This is a genomic window from Pseudomonas sp. H2_A10 (assembly GCF_054680085.1).
Genome location: NZ_CP162821.1, coordinates 3,150,407 through 3,172,460, shown reverse-complemented (window position 1 = coordinate 3,172,460; position 22,054 = coordinate 3,150,407). Strand labels below are relative to the sequence as shown.

Below are 22,054 nucleotides of genomic sequence, written 5' to 3'. Positions count from 1 at the left end.
AGCGTTGAGAACACAAAAAAAAACGCCCCGAACCAGTCGGGGCGTTTTTATTCAGCGTGCGGCAACCAAGCGTCAGTCAGCCAACCGCCACGTCGTCCCACCCTTGCCGTCTTCCAACACCACACCCATCGCGGTCAGTTGGTCACGGATACGGTCGGACTCCGCCCAGTCCTTGCCTGCGCGAGCGGCCAGGCGCGCCTGAATCAGCGCATCCACCTCAGCCGCATCCACACGCCCTTCAGCGCCGGCTTGCAGGAAGTCATCGGCGTGCATCTGCAACACGCCGAGCACGCTGGCCAGCTCTTTGAGGCGCGCCGCCAGGCCCGCCGCCGCGTCGAGATCGCTCTCGCGCAGGCGGTTGATCTCGCGCACCATTTCGAACAGCACCGCGCAGGCTTCCGGGGTGCCGAAGTCGTCGTTCATGACTTCGGTAAAGCGTGCCACGAACGCTTCGCCGCCGGCCGGAGCCACTGCGGGAAGGCCTTTCAACGCGTGGTAGAACCGCTCCAGGGCGCCCTTGGCATCCTTGAGGTTGTCTTCCGAGTAGTTGATGGCGCTGCGGTAATGGCTGGACACCAGCAGGTAACGCACCACTTCCGGGTGGTACTTTTCCAGCACGTCGCGGATGGTGAAGAAGTTGTTCAAGGACTTGGACATCTTCTCGCCATTGATGCGGATCATGCCGCAGTGCATCCAGGCGTTGGCGTAGGTCTTGCCGGTGGCGGCTTCGCTCTGGGCGATTTCGTTTTCGTGGTGCGGGAACTCCAGGTCGCTGCCGCCGCCATGAATGTCGAAGGTCTCGCCCAGGCAGCAGGTGGACATCACCGAGCATTCGATGTGCCAACCCGGACGCCCGGCGCCCCATGGCGACTCCCAGCTTGGCTCGCCGGGCTTGGTGGCTTTCCACAGCACGAAATCGAGCGGGTCCTGCTTGGCTTCGTCGACTTCGATGCGCGCGCCGATGCGCAGGTCTTCGATCTTCTTGCGCGACAGCTTGCCGTAGCCCATGAACTTGGCGACGCGGTAGTACACGTCGCCATTGCCGGGGGCGTAGGCATAGCCCTTGTCGATCAGGGTCTGGATCATCGCGTGCATGCCAGGGATGTGGTCAGTGGCACGCGGTTCCATGTCCGGCTTGAGGATGTTGAGGCGCGCCTCGTCCTCGTGCATCGCGGTGATCATGCGCTCGGTCAGCGCGTCGAACGCCTCGCCGTTTTCATTGGCGCGGTTGATGATCTTGTCGTCGATGTCGGTGATGTTGCGCACATAGGTCAGGTCGTAACCGCTGAAACGCAACCAGCGGGTCACCAGGTCGAAGGCAACCATGCTGCGGCCGTGGCCGATGTGGCAGTAGTCGTACACGGTCATGCCGCACACGTACATGCGCACTTTGTTGCCATCGAGCGGCTTGAAGACTTCTTTGGTCTTGCTGAGTGTGTTGTAGATCGTTAACACGACAACTCCCTTAAATCACTGGCCCCACGAATCACGCAAGGTCACGGTACGGTTGAATACCGGATGACCAGGTTTGGAGTCCTTGATATCCGCGCAGAAGTAACCTTCGCGCTCGAACTGGAAACGGTCTTCCGGCTGTGCGTCGCCAAGCGATGGCTCGGCACGACAACCCGTGAGTACTTGCAGGGAGTCAGGGTTGATGTTGTCGAGGAAACTCGCGCTGTCTTCGGCCTTCTCGGGGTTGGGCGAACGGAACAGACGATCGTACAGGCGCACTTCGCACTCGATGCTGGCAGCGGCCGGCACCCAGTGGACCACACCCTTGACCTTGCGGCCTTCAGGGTTCTTGCCCAGGGTGTCCGGGTCGTACGAGCAATGCAGTTCGACGATGTTGCCATCGGCGTCCTTGATCGCTTCGTCAGCGCGGATCACGTAGCTGCCACGCAGGCGCACTTCGCCATTGGGCTCCAGGCGCTTGTAGCCCTTCGGCGGTTCTTCCATGAAGTCATCGCGGTCGATGTAGAGTTCACGGGCGAACGGCAGCTTGCGCACGCCGAGTTCTTCTTTTTGCGGGTGACGCGGCAGTTCGAGGTGTTCGACCTGGTCTTGCGGGTAGTTGGTGATCACGACTTTCAGCGGGCGCAGCACGCACATGGCGCGCGGGGCGTTGGCGTCGAGGTCCTGGCGGATGCTGAATTCGAGCATGCCAAAGTCGACCACGCCGTCGGAACGGTTGGTGCCGACCATGTCGCAGAAGTTGCGGATCGACGCCGGGGTGTAGCCGCGACGGCGGAAGCCCGACAGCGTCGACATGCGCGGGTCATCCCAGCCATGCACGTGTTTTTCATCGACCAGTTGCTTGAGCTTGCGCTTGCTGGTGATGGTGTAGTTCAGGTTCAGGCGGCTGAATTCGTACTGGCGCGGCTGCGCCGGCACCGGCAGGTTGCTCAGGAACCACTCGTACAGCGGGCGATGGCTTTCGAATTCCAGGGTGCAGATGGAGTGGGTGATGCCTTCGATGGCGTCCGACTGACCGTGGGTGAAATCGTAGTTGGGGTAGATGCACCACTTGTCACCGGTCTGGTGGTGGTGGGCGTGGCGGATGCGGTACATGATCGGGTCGCGCAGGTTCATGTTCGGCGAGGCCATGTCGATCTTGGCGCGCAACACGCGGGCGCCGTCCGGGAACTCACCGGCGCGCATGCGGGCGAACCAGTCGAGGTTCTCCTCCACGGAGCGGTCACGGAACGGGCTGTTCTTGCCCGGCTCGGTGAGGCTGCCACGGTATTCCTTGGCTTGCTCGGGGCTCAGGTCGTCGACGTAGGCCTTGCCGGCCTTGATCAGCTCGACGGCCCAGTCGTGCAACTGGTCGAAGTACTGCGAGGCATAGCGCACTTCACCGGACCATTCGAAGCCCAGCCACTTCACGTCGCTTTCGATCGCGTCGATGTATTCCTGGTCTTCCTTGGCCGGGTTGGTGTCGTCGAAACGCAAGTGCGTGACGCCACCGAACTCCTGGGCCAGGCCGAAGTTCACACAGATCGACTTGGCGTGACCGATGTGCAGATAGCCGTTGGGCTCTGGCGGGAAACGGGTGACGATCTGCGTGTGCTTGCCCGAATCCAGGTCCGCCTGGATGATCGGGCGCAGGAAATTGACCGGGACGGCAGGTCCGGCCTTGGCGTTCGAGGTAGGGTCGACAGTGGGCTTGCTCATAGGATCCTTGAACAGACAGGTTCGTGGCCGGTTGGGGCCAGATAAAACAAAGGGCTCATGATAGCCGAAGCAGTCAAGACACTGACAGAGCGCGGCCAATTAATTGCCCGGGCGGTAAAAAACCACCTCGAAATTCGCACAGGGCAGGCTAAACTGCGCGCCTTGGCCGCCGTTTAGCCAGACAGGTAAAGCGTTTATTCGCCCAAACCCACGAATTCCCTGAAAAGAGTAGTGAACATGACTCAAGTGAAACTGACCACCAACCACGGTGACATCGTCATCGAACTGAACGCCGAGAAAGCGCCGATCACCGTCGCCAACTTCATCGAGTACGTGAAGGCCGGCCACTACGAAAACACTGTTTTCCACCGTGTCATCGGCAACTTCATGATCCAGGGCGGCGGTTTCGAGCCGGGCATGAAAGAGAAGAAAGACAAGCGCCCAAGCATCCAGAACGAAGCGGATAACGGCCTTTCCAACGACAAGTACACCGTCGCCATGGCCCGTACCATGGAGCCGCATTCGGCCTCCGCGCAGTTCTTCATCAACGTCGCCGACAACGCCTTCCTGAACCACAGCGGCAAGAACGTGCAGGGTTGGGGCTACGCGGTGTTCGGTAAAGTCACCGCAGGCACCGACGTTGTCGACAAGATCAAAGGCGTGTCCACCACCTCCAAGGCCGGTCACCAGGACGTTCCCGCCGAAGACGTGATCGTCGAGAAAGCCGAGATCATCGAAGCGTGATATTGCTGATTTCAGACTTGCATCTGGAACAGGAGCGCCCGGACATCACCCGGGCGTTTCTGGATCTGCTCCACGGCCGCGCCCGTGGTGCCCAGGCGTTGTACATTCTGGGGGACTTCTTCGAAGCCTGGATTGGCGACGATGGGATGACCGCCTTCCAGCGTTCGATTGGCGAGGCTCTGCGTGAGCTGAGCGACAGCGGCACCCCGATTTTCATCATGCACGGCAACCGCGATTTCCTGATCGGCAAGGCGTTCTGCAAAGCCGCAGGCGCCACCCTGCTCAAGGACCCGAGTGTCGTGCAGTTTTACGGCGAACCCGTGCTGCTGATGCACGGCGACAGCCTGTGTACCCGCGACCTCGGCTATATGAAGCTGCGGCGCATCCTGCGTAACCCGCTCGTGCTGTTTATCCTGCGTCACCTGCCTTTGCGTACCCGCCACAGGCTGGCGCGCAAGCTGCGCAGTGAAAGCCGTGCGCAAACCCGCATGAAGGCCAACGACATTGTCGATGTGACGCCCGAGGAAGTGCCACGGGTGATGCAGCACTTTGGCGTGCGTACCCTGGTCCACGGCCACACCCACCGCCCGGCCATCCACAAATTGCAGATCGGTGACCAGGCGGCCAAGCGCATTGTGCTGGGGGACTGGGACAAGCAAGGCTGGGCCTTGCAGGTGGATGAGCAGGGGTTCGCGTTGGCGGCATTTGATTTTGTGAACCCGCAGTTGGCGCTGCCTGGCGCCTGACTCAAGCACACCGTCGTTCAAACGTGAATAGAGATCCAATTGAATTGCATTACAGCCTTCAGCGGTCAGTGACCTGAAGCCGCAGGCCCCGCCTTGGCGGTAAACGGCGGCTTGGCCAGCCACACCAACAGCATCAACCCGGCGAATATCCACCCCATCAAGGTGAAGTAGTCCACGGTGGACATCATGTACGCCTGGCTGGTCAGTATCTGGTCCAGTTGCGTGTATGCCTTCTGCCCTGCCCCACCCAGCGCCTGCAAGGCGTCGCGCGTGGCCGAGTCATAAACGGTCATGTTCTCGCTCATGTAGGCATGGTGTTGGTCGGCCCGGCGAATCCAGATCCATGTGGTGAGCGACGCCGCAAAGCTGCCGCCCAGGGTCCGCAGGAAAGTGGCCAGGCCGGCGCCGTCGGCAATCTGCTGCGGCGGCAGGTCGGACATCAGGATGCTCAAGGTCGGCATGAAGAACAGCGCCACGCCGATGCCCATGAACAACTGCACCAGGGCGATGTGGGTGAAGTCCACCTCGTTAGTGAAGCCGGCGCGCATGAAGCAACTCAACCCCATCGCCAGGAACGACAGCCCCGCCAGCAGGCGCAGGTCGAACTTGTGCGCATACTTACCCACGAACGGCGACATCAGCACCGGCAGAATACCGATCGGCGCCACCGCCAGCCCGGCCCAGGTGGCGGTGTAGCCCATCTGGGTTTGCAGCCACTGCGGCAGGATCAGGTTGATGCCGAAGAAGCCCGCATAGCCGCCGATCAACACAATGGTGCCGATACGGAAGTTGCGGTAGGCAAACAAGCGCAGGTTGACCACTGGGTGCTTGTCGGTCATTTCCCAGATCACGAACACGGCCAGGGCAATCACCGAAATCGCCGCGCCGATGAGGATGAAGTTGGATTCGAACCAGTCCAGGTCATTGCCCTTGTCGAGGATGATCTGCAGGGCGCCGACGCCCACGATCAAGCTGAGCAAACCGACGTAATCCATCGGCTGGTAGCTGGTCACCACCGGGCGTTTTTTCAACTGCGAACGCACCACCATCGCCGCAAAGATACCGATGGGCACGTTGATGAAAAAGATCCATGGCCAGCTGTAGCTGTCGGTGATCCAGCCGCCGAGGATAGGCCCGGCAATCGGCGCCACCACTGTGACCATCGCCAGCAACGCCAGGGCCATGCCGCGCCTGGCGGGCGGATACACCGCAATCAGCAGGGTCTGGGTCATCGGGTACAACGGCCCGGCCACCAGGCCTTGCAGCACCCGAAAGCCGATCAGCTCGGGCATCGAGGTAGAAATACCGCAGAGGAACGAGGCCAGCACAAACAGCAGGGTTGCCCACAGGAACAGCTTCACCTCGCCGAAGCGACGGCTCAGCCAGCCGGTGAGCGGCAAGGCGATGGCGTTGCTCACGGCAAACGAGGTGATCACCCAGGTGCCCTGCTCCGAACTCACACCCAGGTTGCCGGAAATGGTCGGCAACGCCACGTTGGCGATGGTGGTGTCGAGCACCTGCATAAAGGTCGCCAGCGACAGGCCAATGGTGGCCATCAACAGGCTGGGTGGCGTGAAGGAGGCGTTATTGCTCATCAGCGTTGCACAGCCTTGGGAGCGGCGACGCTGTTGTCATGGATCAACTGGGTGATCATGGCGTCAGCCTCGGCCAATTGGCGGTCATACACGTTGGTGGTGAACGAGGCCTTTTGCGGTGGCTGTTGCGCCAGCACCGGGCCGCTCTGGTCGTGCAGGTTCACGTTGACCACCGTGCTCAAGCCCACGCGCAGCGGGTGCTTGGCCAGTTCTTCGGCATTGATGTGAATACGCACCGGTACCCGCTGCACGATCTTGATCCAGTTACCGGTAGCGTTCTGCGCGGGCAACAGGGCAAACGCGCTGCCGGTGCCGGCGCCGAGGCTGTCGACGGTGCCGCTGAATTTCACGTCGCTGCCGTAGATGTCCGACTCGATGTCTACCGGTTGGCCGATGCGCATGTCGCGCAGTTGGGTTTCCTTGAAGTTGGCGTCGATCCACAGTTGGTTCAACGGGATCACCGCCATCAACGCGGTGCCCGGTTGCACGCGCTGGCCCAGTTGCACGGTGCGCTTGGCCACGTAGCCGGTCACCGGAGCGATCAGGGTGCTGCGCGCATTGGTCAGGTAGGCCTGGCGCAGTTGCGCGGCGGCGGCCTGCACGTCGGGGTGAGAGCTGATCACGGTGTCATCCACCAGCGCATTGCTGGTCTTGAGTTGCTGCTCAAGGTTGGTCAGCGCGTTCTTCGCCGCGGTCAGGCTGTCACGGGCGTGGGACAGTTCTTCCTGGGAGATCGCCCCGCCCTGGGCCAATGTCTTACGGCGGTTGTAGTTGTCCTGGGCGGTTTGCACGTCGGCTTTCTGTGCGTTCACCTGGGCTTTCATGCCGTCGACGTTGCTATACAAACCGCGCACCTGGCGCACGGTGCGCGCCAGGTTGGCCTGGGCACTTTGCAGGCCGACGGCAGCGTCATTCGGGTCGAAATTGACCAGCACCTGGCCTTCGTGGACCAGGTCGCCATCGTCGGCGCCGATGCTGACCACGGTGCCGGTGACCAGCGGGGTGATTTCCACTACGTTGCCGTTTACATAGGCATCGTCGGTGCTTTCGTTGAAGCGCCCGTAAAATTCATACCAGCCCCATACGCCCACGACGCCGAGGATGACGATCAGCGCCAGGCCGATCAGCATGACTTTGCGTTTGCGCGGGTTGCTGTCTTTCGGTTGTTCAGTTGCTTGGGTGTTTTCGGCAGTGGCCATGACAAATACCTCGAATTATTCCGTGCGTGTGGCTGGGGTGGTCGATGCCACGTTGTCGGCGTCGAAGCCGCCGCCCAGGGCCTGCATCAATTGAATCGACAGAGCGATTTGCCCGGCATTCAAGGTCGCCAGCTGACGCTGGCTCTGCAGCAATTGCTGCTCGATGCTGAGCACATCCAGGTAGTTACCGACCCCGGAGCCGTAGCGCTGAACCACGGTGTCGTAGGACTGCTGGGCAATGTCGGTGGCGTGTTGCTGGGCCTGGATCTGCCGGCCGGTTTCGCGCAGTTGCGACAGCGTGTCGCCGATATCGCCCAAGGCCTGCACCAGGGTTTTGTTGTATTGCGCCACCGCCAGGTCGTAGTCGGCGTCACGCGCGTCAAGGTCGGCGCGCAGGCGGCCGCCGTCGAAGATCGGCAGGGAAATAGTCGGTGCGATATTGAAGAAGCGGCTCGGCGAACCAAACATCGCGTCCCCCAGCAACGACTCGGCCCCGGCGCTCGCGCTCAAGTTGAGGTTGGGGTAGAAGCGCGTCTTGCTCGCGGCGATGTCCTTGCTCGCGGCCTCGACCCGCCAGCGCGCGGCGATCAGGTCCGGGCGACGGCCCAACAGTTCGGCGGGCAGCACCGAAGGGACGGCAACGGCGGCGGGTTTCAACACGCTGGGGCGTGCCAGCTCATTGCCGCGATCCGGGCCCTTGCCGAGCAACACCGCCAGGGCGATCTTGGCACTCTGCAGTTGTTTTTCCGCGTCGATCAGTTGCGACTGGGAGCTGGCTTCCAGGCTCTCGGTCTGCTGGTACTGGTATTGGCTGTCGATGCCCGCGCTCAGGCGTCGCTTGCTCAATTCAAGCATTTGCCGGGTGCGCTTGAGGTCATCGGTGGCCAGGTCGCGCACGATATGCGCCTGGCCCAGGTCGCTGTAGGCCTTGGCCACATCGGCGGCAAGGGTCAGGCGCGCGGCCTGCTGGTCGACTTCGGCGGCACGGGCCTGGCCCAACGCGGCTTCCCAGGCGGCGCGCTGGCCACCCCACAGGTCGAAGGTGTAATTGAAGCTGGCGCCAATATTACGCACGGTGGAGTAGGCATCGCCCTCACCGCGCGGGTCTTGGTCCCGGGCCAGGCGCGAGCGGCTGACGCCGGCGCTGGCGTCCAGGGTCGGCATGCGCGCGGCGTTCGCGGCGTAGGCAGCGGCCTGGGCCTGGTGGGCACGGGCGCTGGCCACTTGCATGTCGGGGCTGTTTTGCAGGGCCTCCTGGATCAGGCCGTCGAGTTGCGGGTCGCCGAGGCTTTTCCACCAGTCGGCGCGAGGCCAGGCGGCGTTCGACAGGGCCGCACCGCTCAGGGATTTACCCGCCTGCAAGGTGTTGGCGTCGAGGCGCCGGCCTTGGGTGTCGAGGCCGCTGAAGTTGGCGCAACCGGCCAGGCTCATCGCCGCGAGCACCAGGCAAAGGGCACGTGGGTTCATTATTTACCTACCCGCTGCAGGGTGATGGGGTCACCGGCAGCTATCAGAATTTTCTTGAGAATCCGTTCCAGGGTTTCCAGCTCGCCCGGCTCAAGTGCGCCGGCCAACTGGTTCAACGCTTGCGCGCCGATGTACGGCAGCAGGTCCGCCAGGCGCTGGCCGTCGGGGGTCAGTACCAACTGCACTTGGCGGCGGTCGAGTTCGGAGCGCTTGCGGCTGAGCAAGTCTTTTTGCTCCAGCCGGTCGAGCATGCGGGTCATCGAGCCGCTGTCCAACGACAGGTGGCGACACAGCTCGGCCGGGGTGTCGACGCCGAACTGCGCCATGATGATCAACACCTTGAACTGCGCGGCGGTAATGCCGTGGGGTTCCATATGGGTGTCGATGATGCGGTCCTTGAGGATCGCCGCGCGGCCCAGCAACAAGCCGAGGTGGCAGTTGTGGAAGTTGTCAGGGGTGAAGTGGGACATCGGAAGTCACCTTATTACTGCCTAGGCAGTGAATGTATGACGAGATGTTACTGCCTAGGCAGCGAAAGTCAAATGGAATAATTAGGTTGCTTGGTATTTGTTCAGGAAGGAGGATTGAAAGAGGCCCCATGTGGGAGGGGGCAAGTCGCATCGTCGCCCCGCCCCGCCCACTTTTTTACCGCCTCAGGATCAGAAATCGCGTTTGTAGAAGATATCCAGCGAGCTGGCCACGCCGCTGGCCACTTCCAGGTACACCTTCTTGCTCAGCAGGTAGCGCAAGGCGATGGTGCTGGCCGGTTCGAACACCCCGACGCCGTAACGCAGGCTGAGTTTCTCGGTGATCTTGCCGCTGGCCACCACCGCCGTGTTGTTACCACTGCCCTGGGTGTCGAGTTCAAAGTCCTTGATGCCCAGGTTCCTGGTCAGGTCGGATGTCACCCCTGCGCTGCCCATCAAGCCCAGGCCCAGGGCGGCTTGGGCGAGCATGTTGTTGTCTTCGCCAGTGGTGCTCAGCGGGCGGCCCAGCACCAGGTAGGACAGCGCCTGCTCCTGGCTCATGGCCGGTTCCGAGAAGATTTGCGTGGTGGGTTGTTCGGCGCTGCCGCTGAGGCGGATGCCGGCCACCACGTCGTCGGTCTTGCGGATGGCTTCGATATCCAGGTACGGCTGGTCCAGGGGCCCGGCGAACAGCAGGCGCGCGCGGCGTACGTCGAGTTTCTGGCCATAGGCGCGATAGCGGCCGTCGTTGAGCCACAACTCGCCACGGGTGTCTAGGTTGTCGCCGATATGCACGTGGCCCTGCACCTTGGCGGTCAGGCCGAAGCCGGAGAAATTGAGCTGGTCGTCACCCACCGCCACGTCGATATCCATAGCCATGGCCATCGGCGGCTTGCCCTCTTCGGTCTGGCTGCCAATGATGATCGTGTCGTCCGACACCTTGACGGTCGACGGCGGCAGTTCGCGCACGGTGATGTCACCACGGGGGATCCGCACCTTGCCGACGATGGCGAGTTTGTCATCCTTGAGGCTGATGTTCAGGTCGGGCGCCACTTCGAGCACCGCGTAGGGCTCCACCGTCACCGGCAACTGCGAACCTTGCAGGCTCAGGTCCACTGCCAGGGCCTGGCCCCAGTCGATCCGGCCCTTGAGGCTGCCCTGCCCGGCCTTGCCGCTGCGCCAGCCACCGTTGAGCTGCACGCTTTCACCGGCGATCAACGCCTGCACATTCAAGCCTTCGAGGCTGATGGGCAGTTCCGGCCCGGAAATTTCGCCGCCCACCAGATTCACGCTGCCGTTGACCTGCGGCGCCAATAGCCCCCCAGAGATGCGTCCATTGCCGTTGAGCGTGCCGCCGAGGGTTTCCACCATCGGTACAAAGGGTCGCGCCACGGCCAGGTCGAGGCCGACGAGGCTGAAGTTGCCCGTCATCGGCTTGCTCTTCGGCAATGGGTTGATCTGCGCCTGCACCAGCAACTCACCCAGCTTGCCACCGCGCAGGTTCAGTTGTGTGTCGATGCGCTTGGGATTGAGGGTGGTTTCCAGCTTGAGCGTGTCATACGGGAAATCCAGCCACTGGTCTTTGTCCTTGACGCGCAAGGTGCCGCCACTGGCATCCACCGAGACCAGGCCCTTGGGGCCACTGTTGGGCAGGTCCAACTGCAGGTCGGCGTTGAGCTTGCCCTGCCAGGCGAAGTCTTTAGGCAAAAACGCCGCGAGGCTGTCGAGGGGGAATTGCTTGAGGTGGTAACGCAGTTTGGGCTCAGGCATCAGCCGCTGGTCTTCGCCGCAAAGGCTGGCAGGACCGGACACCCAGCAATGCGCAGCAAAGGTCAGCTTGCCATCGGCCAGGCGCTCGATTTTCGCCGGGGCTTGCAGTTTCCAGTCCTGGCCGCCGGCTTGCACATCACCACTGGCCAGGCGCCCGCGCCAGTTGCCCTTGTCGAGGTTGCCGTCCAGGGCCAGGGCCAGTTTGAGCAACGGGCCGGCCAGGTCCAGTTGGACTTTTTGCGTGTTGATATCGCCCTGGGCGGCGGCGGTGAGCGTGCCCAGTTGGGTCTCGCCGCTTTGAATGCCGCTGCCCTTGAGATCGATGGTCGCGCGCTGGGCATTATCCAGGGTGGCGCCGAGGCTCAGGCTTTGCAGGCGGTTGTCGGCAAACGCCAGTTGCTGGCCCTTGAGGTCGAGTTTGCCGTGGGGCGCCTTGAGGCTGCCGGCCACATCGAGACGACCGTTGACCTGCCCACGCAACTGCGGCCACAGCTGGGCCAGACGCGCGAGCTTGATGTCGATTTGCCCGGCCAGACGTTGTTGCAGGCTGCCGCTGCCATTGATGCGGTTGTCACCCAGGCGGATATCCAGGTTCGCCAAGGTCCATTGCTCGCCGGCGCCATCGGCCTTGGCCGCCAGCACTGCCGTTTGCCCCCGCAAGCGCCCCTTGAGGTCGAGGTCGGCGTTGAGCTTGAGCTGCTCATTCTTGAACTCGCCTTTGCTGCGCAGCGGCCCGGCCAGCGTACCGGGCAGTTCAGCCACCCAGTACGCCGGGTTCAGCGCCGACAGGTCCAACGCCGTATCCCAGGCGATGCCATCGGCGAACTGCAGGTTCAGGTGGCCTTCGGCCTTGCCCTGGCCTGCGGTCAGTTTCAGCTCGGGCAGGAAGACTTGCTTAAGATCACCGCTGAACGGGGTGACTACATTGAACTTGCCCGCCGGGCCGTCGAGGTCGGCCTTGAGGTTGCCGAGGTAGTTGCCATCTTTGTAGGAGATCTCACCGTTGAAGGTGCGCAATGTTACCTGCGGCGCGTCGATCAGCGGATAAAGGCGATGCCACGGGAAGTCGATCCAATCGATCCTGGCGTCGGCACTGAAGCCTTGTTGCCAATCCAGCTGGGCGCTGAGTTTAACGCTCTGTTTATCCCCGGCAGTCAGGCCCAGGCCGGCGATCTGTGCGCCCTTGGCGTCGACCTTACCTTGCAGCAGCAGGTCTATCGGGCCTTTTTCCGCCGGCAGCGCGGCTTTGCCCAGCAGTTGATAGCCCTTTTTCAGGTCGCCTCGGGCGCTGAGGTTGAGCTGATTGAGTTGCAAGGTGTCGGGCAAATCGGCGCTGGGCTTGAAACCGTCAGCCTTGATATGCACGGTTGCCGGCAGGTTTTCCACCAAGGGTTGCAGCTCGCCGGTGAGCTTGGCTGCCAAGTAGCCGCTGCTATCGGCGTCGAGCTTGAGGGTATCGAGCAGGTTGCCATCGACCTTGAGGGCGATTTTCCAAGGCGCGCCGCCGGGCGCGTAAGGCAGGCTCAGGTTGCCGCTGGCAGTCAACGGCCAATCGCCGGTGGGTTGCAGCAGGCCGGTGAGGTCCAACGCCAGGTCGTCGCGCTGCAGTTGCACCGAATCGATCTGCAGGCCGGCGGCGGTCCAATGCGCCGCCAATTGCAGACCCTTGAGCTCCTCGCTGCCGTTGAACAGCAGGCTAGCGACGCGAATGTCGCCCAACTGCAGGGCAACCGGCAACGTCAAATCCGGCAACGTGATGGGGCCGCTGCTGTCTTCGGTACTCGGTGGAAATTGCAGGCTGACCTGCTCCACATCCAACCGGTTGATGCACAGCGTCATGCGCAGCAGGCAGGCCGGCGCCCAATCGAAGGTCGGCGCAGTCAGCTCCACGCGGCTGCTGCCTTGCTGCCACAGCAGATGATCGGCGCGCCACTGCCCACCCAAGTGGCCCTGGAAGTTCTCCACGCTCACCCCCGGCAAGCGGCCCAAGGCCCAGCGACTGCCCGCCTGGGTACCGAGTACCACCCACAGCGCCAGCACTACCACGGCGAGGACAGCGACAAGCGCCAGCCCCGCGATTTTCAAACCACGCATCACAACTCAGGCCCCATGGAAAAGTGCAAACGAATGCCGCCCGGGTCTTGCAGGGCATGGGCCAGGTCAAGGCGGATCGGGCCGACGGGCGACACCCAGCGAACACCGATGCCGACCCCGGTTTTCAAGCTCGGCAGCTCCAGGTTGTTGAAGGAATTGCCTTGGTCGATAAACGTCGCGATCCGCCATTTGTCGGCAATCGAATATTGATACTCGGCGCTCAACGCCACCATGTAGCGGCCACCGATGCGGTCGCCGCGATCGTTTTCGGGGGACAAGGTCTGGTACTCGTAGCCGCGCACGCTCTGGTCGCCACCGGCAAAGAAGCGCAGCGACGGCGGTACCGACTTGTAGCCATTGGTGGCGCTGCCGCCGAACTGGGCCCGCGCCAGGAAACGGTGGTTGTCCCACAAGGTGGTGAGGCCTTTGACCATGGCCGTGCCGTAAAGCAGGTTGGTGTCCGAACCCAAGCCTTCCTTGGCCACCCGGGTATCCAATTGCAGGCGGTAGCCGTGGTGAGGGTCGATGCGGTTGTCGCTGCGCAGGTAGGAATAACTGACACCCGGCATCACCAGGTTACTCAGGCCCGAGTCATCGCCCAGGCGATATTCCTCGCGCTGGTATTTGAGCGAGATCACCCGGGTCCAGCCGCTGGGCAACTTGCTGTGCCATTCCGGGCCCACGGTGAGCAATTTACTCAGGGTGTCGGTGTTGGCCAGTTCTTCATTCTGGTAGCCACCGGCGAAACGCAGTTTGTCGGTAAGCGGTGGGTCCAGCGGGATGTCGTACCACAGCCCGACGTTCTGCCGCGGCGCCGACAGTTCGGTTTCCCAGCCATAACTGTGGCCTTGGGGGTTGACCCAGTGGCGCGTCCAGTTGGCTTTGCCGCGCGGCCCGACGTCGGTGGAAAACCCCAGGCCCAGGCCCATGGTGCGTGGCTTGCGGGTTTGCAGGCGTACGGCGACCGGGATGACATCGTTGGCCGATGCCGCCGGAGCGGCGTCCACGCGCACGCCCTCGAAAAAGCCGCTGGCTTGCAGGTTCTGGTTGAGTTCGGCGATCAGTTCGGAGTCGTACGGGTCGCCGGCCTTGAAGGGCACCATGCGTTGCAGCAGCTCTTCGTCGAACGGCGTGTCGCCGGCGAAGTTGACCATGCCCAGGGTGTAGCGCGGGCCGCTGTCGTAGACAAGTTCGATATCGGCAACGCCGGCCTGGGGGTCCACCGCCAGTTTCTGACGGGTAAACCGCCCGCTGAAAAAACCGTAGCGCGAGGCCTGGTTCTGGATCAGCCGCTTGGCGTCTTCGTAGTGGCCATGGTTGAGCACGGCGCCGGAAATGAGGTCGTTGCTGGCGGGCACGCGAAACGCCTTGAGGTTCGCGGCCGGGCCATCGACCCGCAAGGTCACGTTACGTAAATGCACCCGTTCGCCGGGGTCGATGGTGAGGATCAGGCGCGGGTTCTTGCCGCCCTTCACGTCACTTTCGATCTGTGGCTGATAAAAGCCCAACGCCTGGGCGGCTTTGCGCGCCTGCTCCTCGGCGCCACGGCTGAACCGTAGCAAGGCCTCTTCATCACGATCGCCCACCCCGCCGATATAGCCTTCGATGTTGGCTTTCAACGCGTCGTTCGAGGGTTTGATCCGCACGTCCAATTCGCTTTGTGCAAATGCGCCGCAGCTTGTGAACAGCAGAACCAAGCCGCTGGTAAATCTTCCTGGAAATCTCATAGGCGCGGATGCTACACGAGCTGAAGAGTTACGTTGAACTGAGAATTATCTGAATAATTCTGTTCTAAGCCGTTGTCGCCTGTAACGACTGCGGGTTGGGATGGAAAAACACGTGCTCCAGGATAGGCCCTACAGCCACTTCGCCGATTTCCTCGTAGCCCTGGCGTTTATAGAAATCCAGATACCGTGAGTTTCCGGTATCCAGCACCACCCCGGACGAATGCGGGTCGTCGGCGCACCAGTTGTGGACCGCCTCCAGCAACTGCTCGCCGTAGTGCTTGCCCTGGAACTGTGGGTGAATACCCAACAATGGCAGCACGTGCACCGACTCGCTGGGCAGGCACGCCAGCACCGCGTGATGGTAGTCGAGGTAACGCCGCGTACCGCGTACGCCGGTGCTCAGCCACATGCGCAACTGCCAGGCCCAGCTCTCGGTAATTCCCAGGCGCCGTTGCGGCGGGGCGATCAGGGCAATACCGATCAGCCGATCATTCACGAACAGCCCAATGGCAGGCAGCTTCTGGAAAAAGTGTTGCTTGACCAGTTCGCGCACCGTGGCGCGTACCCGTTGTTCATAGCCGGTACGCTCTGCTTCGAAGATATAGGCGAACGTCGGCTCATGCCGATAAGCCTGGTACAGCAGTGAGCGGGCCTCGCGGGAGTACCCGCTGTTGAGCAGGCGGATTTCAGCAACGGCAGTCGAAGTTTCAGGCATACGGTCAATCTCCCTGGGCGCCATTTAAACGATGGCGTTCGTATGGGTACGAACCTGCGCGGCACAAATCGTTCTCAGACCTTAGCAGTGCAACTGTGCTACCGCCACGCTGGCCCCCGTCTGACTTGTCGGCTAGCATCGCCCTTTTGCCAGGACCGGACTGCCGACCATGAAAATCGTCTCCTTCAATATCAACGGGCTGCGCGCCCGCCCCCATCAGTTGGCGGCGCTGATTGAAAAGCACCAACCGGATGTGATCGGCCTGCAGGAAACCAAAGTCCACGACGATCAGTTCCCCCTGGCCGAAGTACAGGCCCTTGGCTACCACGTGTATTACCACGGCCAAAAAGGCCATTACGGGGTGGCCTTGCTTTCGCGCAAGGAAGCACTGAGCGTGAACAAAGGTTTTGCCAGCGATGAAGAAGACGCCCAGCGCCGCTTTATCTGGGGCACCTTCGCCGATGAAAACGGCCAGCCGATCACCATCATGAATGGCTATTTCCCCCAAGGCGAAAGCCGCGACCACCCTACCAAGTTTCCGGCCAAGCAACGGTTCTACGAAGATTTGCAGCACCTGCTGGAAAGCCAGTTCAGCAATGACCAGGCGCTGGTGGTGATGGGCGACGTGAATATTTCCCCGGAAGATTGCGACATTGGCATCGGCCCCGACAACGCCAAGCGCTGGCTGAAAACCGGCAAGTGCAGCTTCCTGCCGGAAGAGCGCGAGTGGATGGCCCGCTTGAAGAACTGGGGCCTGGTGGACAGCTTCCGCCACCTCAACCCGGACGTGGCCGACCGCTTCAGCTGGTTCGACTACCGCAGCCGTGGGTTTGAAGATGAGCCCAAGCGTGGGCTGCGCATTGACGTGATCATGGCGTCCACTGGCCTGGTGCAGCGGGTCAAGGATGCCGGTGTGGATTACGATTTGCGCGGCCTGGAAAAGCCGTCGGACCATGCGCCGATCTGGCTTGAACTGAGCTGATCCCCCTCACCGTCTTGGGTTGAATGTGGGAGGGCTTTCCCACATTTGATCGCTTGATTGCCAGTCACATTATTGCAATCCAACTGACTTAATCTCGCGGCACTCCCTTTGGCTTGAGAAGGTGCCGGCATGACGCTGCGCGTTCTGTTTCTGTTGTGTTGCGCGGTGCCCCTCTGCGCCATGGCCACTCCCCTACCCGTCCCCGAACAAGGCCCCGCGTTGCGCATCCAGGGCTCCAACACCATCGGCGCGGCGCTGGGACCTGCGTTGGCCAAGGGATTGATGGAGCAACAGGGCTTGCAGGCGATACACACTGAGCCGGCCGGCGCCAACGAGCAGCGTGTGATCGGCAAGACTCGCCAGGGGAAGTCGGTCACTGTCGAAGTGGCGGCTCATGGTTCCAGCACGGGTTTTGCTGCGCTGAAAAACTCCACGGCCGACCTCGCGGCTTCATCCCGCCCGATCAAGGACAATGAGCTGGTCGACCTCGAGCCCCTCGGCGACCTGAAAAGCCCCGGCGCCGAACAGGTGATCGCCATTGACGGCTTGGCGATCATCCTCAACCCGCAAAACCCGCTGAATACCTTGAACACCGAGCAACTGGCGCAAGTCTTCAACGGTGAAGTCAGCACCTGGGAGGCGCTGGGCGGTATCGGCGGGCCTATCCATGTGTATGCGCGGGATGATCAGTCCGGCACCTACGACACCTTCAAGGAACTGGTGCTGCGCTTGCGTGGCAAGCCCCTCGTCGCTTCGGCCAAGCGTTTCGAGTCGAGCGAGCAGTTGTCGGATGCGGTGAGCCAGGACGCCCAAGGCATCGGGTTTATCGGCCTGCCCTATGTACGCCAGGCCAAGGCCGTGGCGATTGTGGACGGCGACTCACAACCCATGTTGCCGCTCAACAGCCTGATTGCCACCGAGGATTACCCACTGTCCCGGCGGCTGTTCTTTTATTTGCCGCCGGCAGGCCACAACCCATGGGCCAAGGCACTGGTGGAGTTTGCCCAGAGCAGCAAGGGCCAGGCCATCGTCGCGGCCAACGGGTTTATCGCGCAGCAGGTGCAGGCGATGGCGGTGCAAGCGCGCGGGTCGATGCCCGAGGACTATCAAGCCATCGCCCGCGATGCCCAGCGGCTGACGGTGAATTTTCGTTTCGAAGAAGGCAGCGCCAGCCTGGATAACAAAGCGCGCCAGGATCTGCAGCGGGTGGTGGCGTACCTGCGCAACCACGCCAAGCTGGATAAACAGGTGACACTGGTGGGGTTCGGCGACGCCAAGAATGACCCGCAGCGGGCCGCGTTGCTGTCGAAGCTGAGGGCGATGGCGGTGCGTCGCGAGTTGGTAAAAAACGGCGTGGTGCTCAGGGACATTCGCGGGTTTGGCGCGCAGATGCCGGTGGCGGCGAATACCGCGGATGAAGGCCGGATCAAGAATCGGCGGGTGGAGGTCTGGGTGTATTAAAACCTGAGCCTTGCGGGGCTCAGGCTTGCTCCCGATACAGGCGACGCGATCTTACTGCCCGCCGCGCATCAGCTCTTTGGGCACGTACTTGCCGATCTCGAATTTGCCGATGGCTGCGCGGTGCACTTCGTCCGGGCCGTCGGCCAGGCGCAGGGTACGTTGCATGGCGTACATGTAGGCCAGCGGGAAGTCATTGGACACGCCCGCTCCGCCATGGATCTGAATGGCGCGGTCGATCACTTTCAAGGCCACGTTCGGTGCCACCACCTTGATTTGGGCGATTTCGCTTTTCGCCACTTTATTACCCACGGTGTCCATCATGTAGGCGGCTTTTAACGTCAGCAGGCGCGCCATGTCGATTTCCATCCGTGAGTCGGCGATCTTGTCGATATTGCCGCCCAAACGGGCTAACGGCTTGCCAAATGCGCTGCGGCTGACCGAGCGTTTGCACATCAATTCCAGCGCACGCTCGGCCATGCCGATGGAGCGCATGCAGTGATGGATACGGCCCGGGCCAAGACGGCCCTGGGCGATTTCAAAGCCGCGGCCTTCGCCGAGCAAGACGTTTTCATACGGCACGCGCACGTTGTCGAACAGCACTTCGGCGTGGCCGTGGGGCGCGTCGTCGTAGCCGAACACCGGCAGCGGCCGTACGATTTTCACCCCGGGGGTGTCCACCGGCACCAGGATCATCGAGTGCTGTTGGTGGCGCGGCGCATCCGGATTGCTCAGGCCCATGAAGATCAGGATCTTGCAGCGCGGGTCGCAGGCGCCGGAGGTCCACCACTTTTTACCGTTGATCACCCATTCGTCGCCCTGGCGTTCGGCGCGGGCGGCCATGTTGGTGGCGTCCGAGGAGGCCACGTCGGGTTCGGTCATGGCGAAGGCCGAACGGATCTCGCCGCGCAGCAGCGGCTCGAGCCAGCGGTGCTTTTGCTCTTCGTTGGCATAACGCACCAGCACTTCCATGTTGCCGGTGTCGGGGGCCGAGCAGTTGAACGGCTCCGGGCCCAGCAAGGATCGGCCCATGATTTCGGCCAGCGGTGCGTACTCAAGGTTGGTCAGGCCGGCGCCCAGTTCGGACTCGGGCAGGAACAGATTCCACAGGCCCTCGGCTTTGGCGCGGGCCTTGAGCTCTTCCATGATTGCGGTGGGCTGCCAGCGGTCGCCTTCGCTGACCTGGCGCTCGAACACCGGCTCAGCCGGGTAGACGTAAGCGTCCATGAAGGCGGTGACGCGTTCACGCAGTTCCTGAACCTTGGGCGAATAGGCGAAATCCATGAGCAGCTCCCTTCTCTGAGAGGTTGTTTAAGTCATGCAATCGATGCTAGAACAGCGTTGATAATTTACCTAGCCTATTCTCGGCGTGTATTAACATTCATCACCGATATATGATCGACGCCTCGGCACGCAACAAATCGCCACCTAACAATAAGAGCGCACCCCAATGAATCTGAGCAAGGTCGACCTCAACCTCTTTATCGTCTTCGACGCGATCTACACCGAAGCCAACCTGACCCGCGCCGGGCAGATCGTCGGCATCACCCAGCCGGCGGTGTCCAACGCATTGGCGCGCCTGCGCGAGACCTTCAACGACCCGCTTTTCGTGCGCACCGCCCAAGGCATGGTGCCTACGCCCATGGCGCAGAACATCATCGGGCCGGTGCGCAATGCGCTGTCGTTGCTGCGGGTGTCGGTGCAGGAAAGCCGCATTTTCAACCCGCAACAGGCGGCCAAGACCTACCGCATCAGCATGACCGACCTGACGGAGGCGGTGATCTTGCCGCTGCTGTTCCAGCGCCTGCGCCGCCTGGCGCCGACGGTGGTGATCGAGAGTTTCCTGTCCAAGCGCCGCGAAACCACCAAGGAACTGGCCGCCGGCCGCCTGGACTTTGCGGTGGACGCGCCGCTCAACACCGACCCGCAAGTGCGCCATGTCAAGCTGATGGAAGACCGCTACGTGTGCGCCATGCGCAAGGGCCACCCGATGGTGGGTAAAGACAAACTGACCCTGGACGATTACATGGGGCTGACCCATATCCATATCTCCAGCCGCCGCAACGGCTTGGGCCATGTCGACCTGGCCCTCGGCAAGATGGGCCTGCAGCGCAAGATCGCCCTGCGCTCCCAGCATTACCTGATGGCCTCGCAAGTGCTGCAGCAGACCGATATGGTCATGACCGTGCCCGAACGCTTCGCCCGGCGCCATGAACTGCACTGGTTCAATTTGCCGGTCAATGATGTGCCGCCGGTGGAAACCCATTTGTACTGGCACGAAAGCACCGACCAGGACCCGGCCAACCGCTGGATGCGCGAACAGATGATCGAGTTGTGCCAGCAAGTGACGGCCCATGAGAAAAAACTGGATGGCAAGCAGGCTTGACCTGCGCCGGGGCTGCAAAGCAGCCCTTGACGTTAACGTAAACCAGCCACTAGCCTAACGCCCAAGCCACCCTTGAGCACCGTCATGAGCACCACTTACAGCATTTCCGACCTCGCCCGCGAGCTCGACATCACCACCCGCGCCATTCGCTTTTATGAAGAGCAAGGCTTGCTGGCCCCGGAGCGCCGGGGCCAGGAACGCATCTACTCGGCGCGGGACAAGGTCAGCCTCAAGCTGATCCTGCGCGGCAAACGCATCGGCTTTTCCCTAGCCGAATGCCGCGAGTTGATCGAACTCTATGACCCCACCAGCGGCAACCATATCCAGCTCAACAGCATGCTGGCGAAAATCGCCGAGCGCCGTGAGCAACTGGAACAGCAGTTGCTGGATATCGAGCAGATGAAACTGGAACTGGACACCGCCGAAGAGCGCTGCACCCAGGCCCTTGCGCACACCATGAGCCAGAGCCGGCCATTGATCAGAAGGTAACTGCCATGTCCCTCCCCTCCTACGTACGCCTGGTGGAAGTCGGCCCGCGCGACGGTTTGCAGAACGAAGCCCACCCCATCAGCGTGGCCGACAAAGTGCAACTGGTGGACGCTCTCAGCGCCGCGGGCTTGAGCTATATCGAAGTCGGCAGTTTTGTCTCGCCCAAGTGGGTGCCGCAGATGGCCGGTTCGGCCGAGGTGTTTGCGCAAATCCAGCGCAAGCCCGGCGTGACCTACGGCGCGCTGGCGCCGAACCTGCGCGGCTTTGAAGATGCCCTGGCGGCCGGGGTGAAGGAAGTCGCGGTGTTTGCGGCCGCGTCCGAAGCGTTTTCCCAGCGCAATATCAATTGCTCCATCAGCGAAAGCCTGGAACGGTTTGTGCCGATCATGGCCGCCGCCAAAGCCCATGGGGTGAGCGTGCGCGGGTATGTGTCCTGCGTGTTGGGTTGCCCGTACGAAGGCTCGGTCGCACCGGAACAGGTGGCGGCGGTTGCCCGCGAACTGTTCGCCATGGGCTGTTATGAAGTGTCCCTGGGCGACACCATCGGCACCGGCACGGCGGGCGCCACGCGGCGGCTGTTTGAGGTGGTGGGTGCCCAGGTGCCACGGGACAAACTGGCCGGTCACTTCCATGACACCTACGGCCAGGCGATTGCCAATATCTACGCCAGCCTGCTGGAGGGCATCCAGGTGTTCGACAGCTCTATCGCGGGCCTTGGCGGCTGCCCCTATGCCAAGGGCGCAAGCGGTAACGTCGCCACCGAGGATGTGGTGTACCTGCTCAATGGCTTGGGGATCGACACCGGTATCGACCTGGAGGCCTTGATTCTTGCGGGCCGGCAAATCAGTACGGTACTGGGCCGGCCTACCGGCTCACGGGTGGCCAAGGCGCGCAGTGCGGTTTGAGTAGAAGGCTTGTGACAATGTGTTACCGAGCCTCTACACATCGAGTAACACGGGAACATATTGTGGGGCATTGGCCGCGTGGCATTTCCCCTAAAAAACTCAAGCCATTGAATTTAAACGACTTTTAAAAGTTGGCACG

At 62.0% G+C, this 22,054-nt stretch carries 17 protein-coding genes; 7 read left to right on the top strand and 10 right to left on the bottom strand.

Going from position 1 to position 22,054, the window contains the following annotated elements:
• Positions 1-72: 72 nt before the first annotated feature.
• Both cysS and AB4O23_RS14740 read right to left on the bottom strand, forming a co-directional pair.
• The gene (gene cysS, locus AB4O23_RS14745) at positions 73-1,455 is read right to left on the bottom strand and encodes a cysteine--tRNA ligase (RefSeq protein WP_017527137.1); all 1,383 of its coding nucleotides are present in this window, start codon (positions 1,453-1,455) and stop codon (positions 73-75) included.
• Between the two features lie 15 nt (positions 1,456-1,470).
• Positions 1,471-3,171: a glutamine--tRNA ligase/YqeY domain fusion protein gene (locus AB4O23_RS14740; RefSeq protein WP_116077829.1), complete on the bottom strand. Its 1,701-nt coding sequence runs from the start codon at positions 3,169-3,171 to the stop codon at positions 1,471-1,473.
• Between the two features lie 237 nt (positions 3,172-3,408).
• On the opposite strand from AB4O23_RS14740, the gene AB4O23_RS14735 reads away from it, so the two are divergent.
• Together AB4O23_RS14735 and lpxH are read left to right on the top strand one after the other, a co-directional pair.
• Positions 3,409-3,915, top strand: a complete 507-nt coding sequence (locus AB4O23_RS14735; RefSeq protein ID WP_065877469.1) for a peptidylprolyl isomerase — start codon at positions 3,409-3,411, stop codon at positions 3,913-3,915.
• A complete protein-coding gene (gene lpxH / locus AB4O23_RS14730) occupies positions 3,912-4,661 on the top strand; it encodes a UDP-2,3-diacylglucosamine diphosphatase (RefSeq protein ID WP_017527134.1) in 750 nt (249 codons plus the stop codon). Before AB4O23_RS14735 ends, lpxH begins: the two co-directional genes overlap by 4 nt.
• Positions 4,662-4,726: 65 nt before the next feature.
• On the opposite strand, the gene AB4O23_RS14725 is transcribed toward lpxH, so the two are convergent.
• The 7 genes from AB4O23_RS14725 to AB4O23_RS14695 all read right to left on the bottom strand — a co-directional run bounded on the left by AB4O23_RS14725 (position 4,727) and on the right by AB4O23_RS14695 (position 15,695).
• Positions 4,727-6,256, bottom strand: a complete 1,530-nt coding sequence (locus tag AB4O23_RS14725; protein ID WP_017527133.1) for a DHA2 family efflux MFS transporter permease subunit — start codon at positions 6,254-6,256, stop codon at positions 4,727-4,729.
• The gene (locus AB4O23_RS14720) at positions 6,256-7,455 is read right to left on the bottom strand and encodes an efflux RND transporter periplasmic adaptor subunit (RefSeq protein ID WP_017527132.1); all 1,200 of its coding nucleotides are present in this window, start codon (positions 7,453-7,455) and stop codon (positions 6,256-6,258) included. The genes AB4O23_RS14725 and AB4O23_RS14720 overlap by 1 nt, the downstream gene beginning before the upstream one ends.
• Positions 7,456-7,470: 15 nt before the next feature.
• Positions 7,471-8,922 carry an efflux transporter outer membrane subunit gene (locus AB4O23_RS14715; RefSeq protein WP_460069587.1) on the bottom strand — a complete coding sequence of 484 codons (1,452 nt, stop codon included), beginning with the start codon at positions 8,920-8,922 and terminating at the stop codon, positions 7,471-7,473.
• The gene (locus AB4O23_RS14710; protein WP_017527130.1) at positions 8,922-9,392 is read right to left on the bottom strand and encodes a MarR family winged helix-turn-helix transcriptional regulator; all 471 of its coding nucleotides are present in this window, start codon (positions 9,390-9,392) and stop codon (positions 8,922-8,924) included. Before AB4O23_RS14710 ends, AB4O23_RS14715 begins: the two co-directional genes overlap by 1 nt.
• A gap of 189 nt (positions 9,393-9,581) precedes the next feature.
• Positions 9,582-13,253 (bottom strand): translocation/assembly module TamB domain-containing protein, encoded by a 3,672-nt coding sequence (locus AB4O23_RS14705; RefSeq protein WP_460150180.1) that lies wholly within the window; start codon positions 13,251-13,253, stop codon positions 9,582-9,584.
• The gene (locus AB4O23_RS14700; protein ID WP_460063747.1) at positions 13,253-14,980 is read right to left on the bottom strand and encodes an autotransporter assembly complex protein TamA; all 1,728 of its coding nucleotides are present in this window, start codon (positions 14,978-14,980) and stop codon (positions 13,253-13,255) included. The genes AB4O23_RS14705 and AB4O23_RS14700 overlap by 1 nt, the downstream gene beginning before the upstream one ends.
• 64 nt (positions 14,981-15,044) lie before the next feature.
• On the bottom strand, positions 15,045-15,695 hold the full coding sequence (locus AB4O23_RS14695; RefSeq protein WP_017527127.1) for a GNAT family N-acetyltransferase: 651 nt from the start codon (positions 15,693-15,695) through the stop codon (positions 15,045-15,047).
• A gap of 169 nt (positions 15,696-15,864) precedes the next feature.
• Here AB4O23_RS14695 and xthA point away from each other — a divergent pair, with 169 nt between their 5' ends.
• Both xthA and AB4O23_RS14685 read left to right on the top strand, forming a co-directional pair.
• Positions 15,865-16,677 carry an exodeoxyribonuclease III gene (xthA, locus tag AB4O23_RS14690; RefSeq protein WP_017527126.1) on the top strand — a complete coding sequence of 271 codons (813 nt, stop codon included), beginning with the start codon at positions 15,865-15,867 and terminating at the stop codon, positions 16,675-16,677.
• A 129-nt stretch (positions 16,678-16,806) separates the two neighbouring features.
• Entirely contained in the window at positions 16,807-18,138 is a 1,332-nt protein-coding gene (locus AB4O23_RS14685) for a substrate-binding domain-containing protein (protein WP_068931689.1), read from the top strand.
• Between the two features lie 51 nt (positions 18,139-18,189).
• Here the strand turns inward: AB4O23_RS14685 and AB4O23_RS14680 are convergent, their stop codons facing one another.
• On the bottom strand, positions 18,190-19,419 hold the full coding sequence (locus AB4O23_RS14680) for an acyl-CoA dehydrogenase (RefSeq protein ID WP_017527124.1): 1,230 nt from the start codon (positions 19,417-19,419) through the stop codon (positions 18,190-18,192).
• 166 nt (positions 19,420-19,585) lie between these two features.
• On the opposite strand from AB4O23_RS14680, the gene AB4O23_RS14675 reads away from it, so the two are divergent.
• The 3 genes from AB4O23_RS14675 (at position 19,586) to AB4O23_RS14665 (ending at position 21,915) form a co-directional block, all read left to right on the top strand.
• Positions 19,586-20,521, top strand: a complete 936-nt coding sequence (locus tag AB4O23_RS14675; RefSeq protein WP_017527123.1) for a LysR family transcriptional regulator — start codon at positions 19,586-19,588, stop codon at positions 20,519-20,521.
• Positions 20,522-20,605: 84 nt separating this feature from the next.
• Positions 20,606-21,010, top strand: a complete 405-nt coding sequence (locus AB4O23_RS14670) for a MerR family transcriptional regulator (RefSeq protein WP_460150178.1) — start codon at positions 20,606-20,608, stop codon at positions 21,008-21,010.
• 5 nt (positions 21,011-21,015) lie between these two features.
• On the top strand, positions 21,016-21,915 hold the full coding sequence (locus tag AB4O23_RS14665) for a hydroxymethylglutaryl-CoA lyase (RefSeq protein ID WP_116077824.1): 900 nt from the start codon (positions 21,016-21,018) through the stop codon (positions 21,913-21,915).
• Positions 21,916-22,054: the final 139 nt, after the last annotated feature.

What these genes read in the sequence shown, in the direction of transcription:
- AB4O23_RS14740 (WP_116077829.1), bottom strand. Translation starts at nt 3,171, where the DNA reads ATGAGCAAGCCCACTGTCGACCCTACCTCGAACGCCAAGGCCGGACCT.
- AB4O23_RS14735 (WP_065877469.1), top strand. Translation starts at nt 3,409, where the DNA reads ATGACTCAAGTGAAACTGACCACCAACCACGGTGACATCGTCATCGAA.
- AB4O23_RS14725 (WP_017527133.1), bottom strand. Translation starts at nt 6,256, where the DNA reads ATGAGCAATAACGCCTCCTTCACGCCACCCAGCCTGTTGATGGCCACC.
- AB4O23_RS14720 (WP_017527132.1), bottom strand. Translation starts at nt 7,455, where the DNA reads ATGGCCACTGCCGAAAACACCCAAGCAACTGAACAACCGAAAGACAGC.
- AB4O23_RS14715 (WP_460069587.1), bottom strand. Translation starts at nt 8,922, where the DNA reads ATGAACCCACGTGCCCTTTGCCTGGTGCTCGCGGCGATGAGCCTGGCC.
- AB4O23_RS14710 (WP_017527130.1), bottom strand. Translation starts at nt 9,392, where the DNA reads ATGTCCCACTTCACCCCTGACAACTTCCACAACTGCCACCTCGGCTTG.
- AB4O23_RS14705 (WP_460150180.1), bottom strand. Translation starts at nt 13,253, where the DNA reads ATGCGTGGTTTGAAAATCGCGGGGCTGGCGCTTGTCGCTGTCCTCGCC.
- AB4O23_RS14700 (WP_460063747.1), bottom strand. Translation starts at nt 14,980, where the DNA reads ATGAGATTTCCAGGAAGATTTACCAGCGGCTTGGTTCTGCTGTTCACA.
- AB4O23_RS14695 (WP_017527127.1), bottom strand. Translation starts at nt 15,695, where the DNA reads ATGCCTGAAACTTCGACTGCCGTTGCTGAAATCCGCCTGCTCAACAGC.
- xthA (WP_017527126.1), top strand. Translation starts at nt 15,865, where the DNA reads ATGAAAATCGTCTCCTTCAATATCAACGGGCTGCGCGCCCGCCCCCAT.
- AB4O23_RS14685 (WP_068931689.1), top strand. Translation starts at nt 16,807, where the DNA reads ATGACGCTGCGCGTTCTGTTTCTGTTGTGTTGCGCGGTGCCCCTCTGC.
- AB4O23_RS14680 (WP_017527124.1), bottom strand. Translation starts at nt 19,419, where the DNA reads ATGGATTTCGCCTATTCGCCCAAGGTTCAGGAACTGCGTGAACGCGTC.
- AB4O23_RS14675 (WP_017527123.1), top strand. Translation starts at nt 19,586, where the DNA reads ATGAATCTGAGCAAGGTCGACCTCAACCTCTTTATCGTCTTCGACGCG.
- AB4O23_RS14670 (WP_460150178.1), top strand. Translation starts at nt 20,606, where the DNA reads ATGAGCACCACTTACAGCATTTCCGACCTCGCCCGCGAGCTCGACATC.
- AB4O23_RS14665 (WP_116077824.1), top strand. Translation starts at nt 21,016, where the DNA reads ATGTCCCTCCCCTCCTACGTACGCCTGGTGGAAGTCGGCCCGCGCGAC.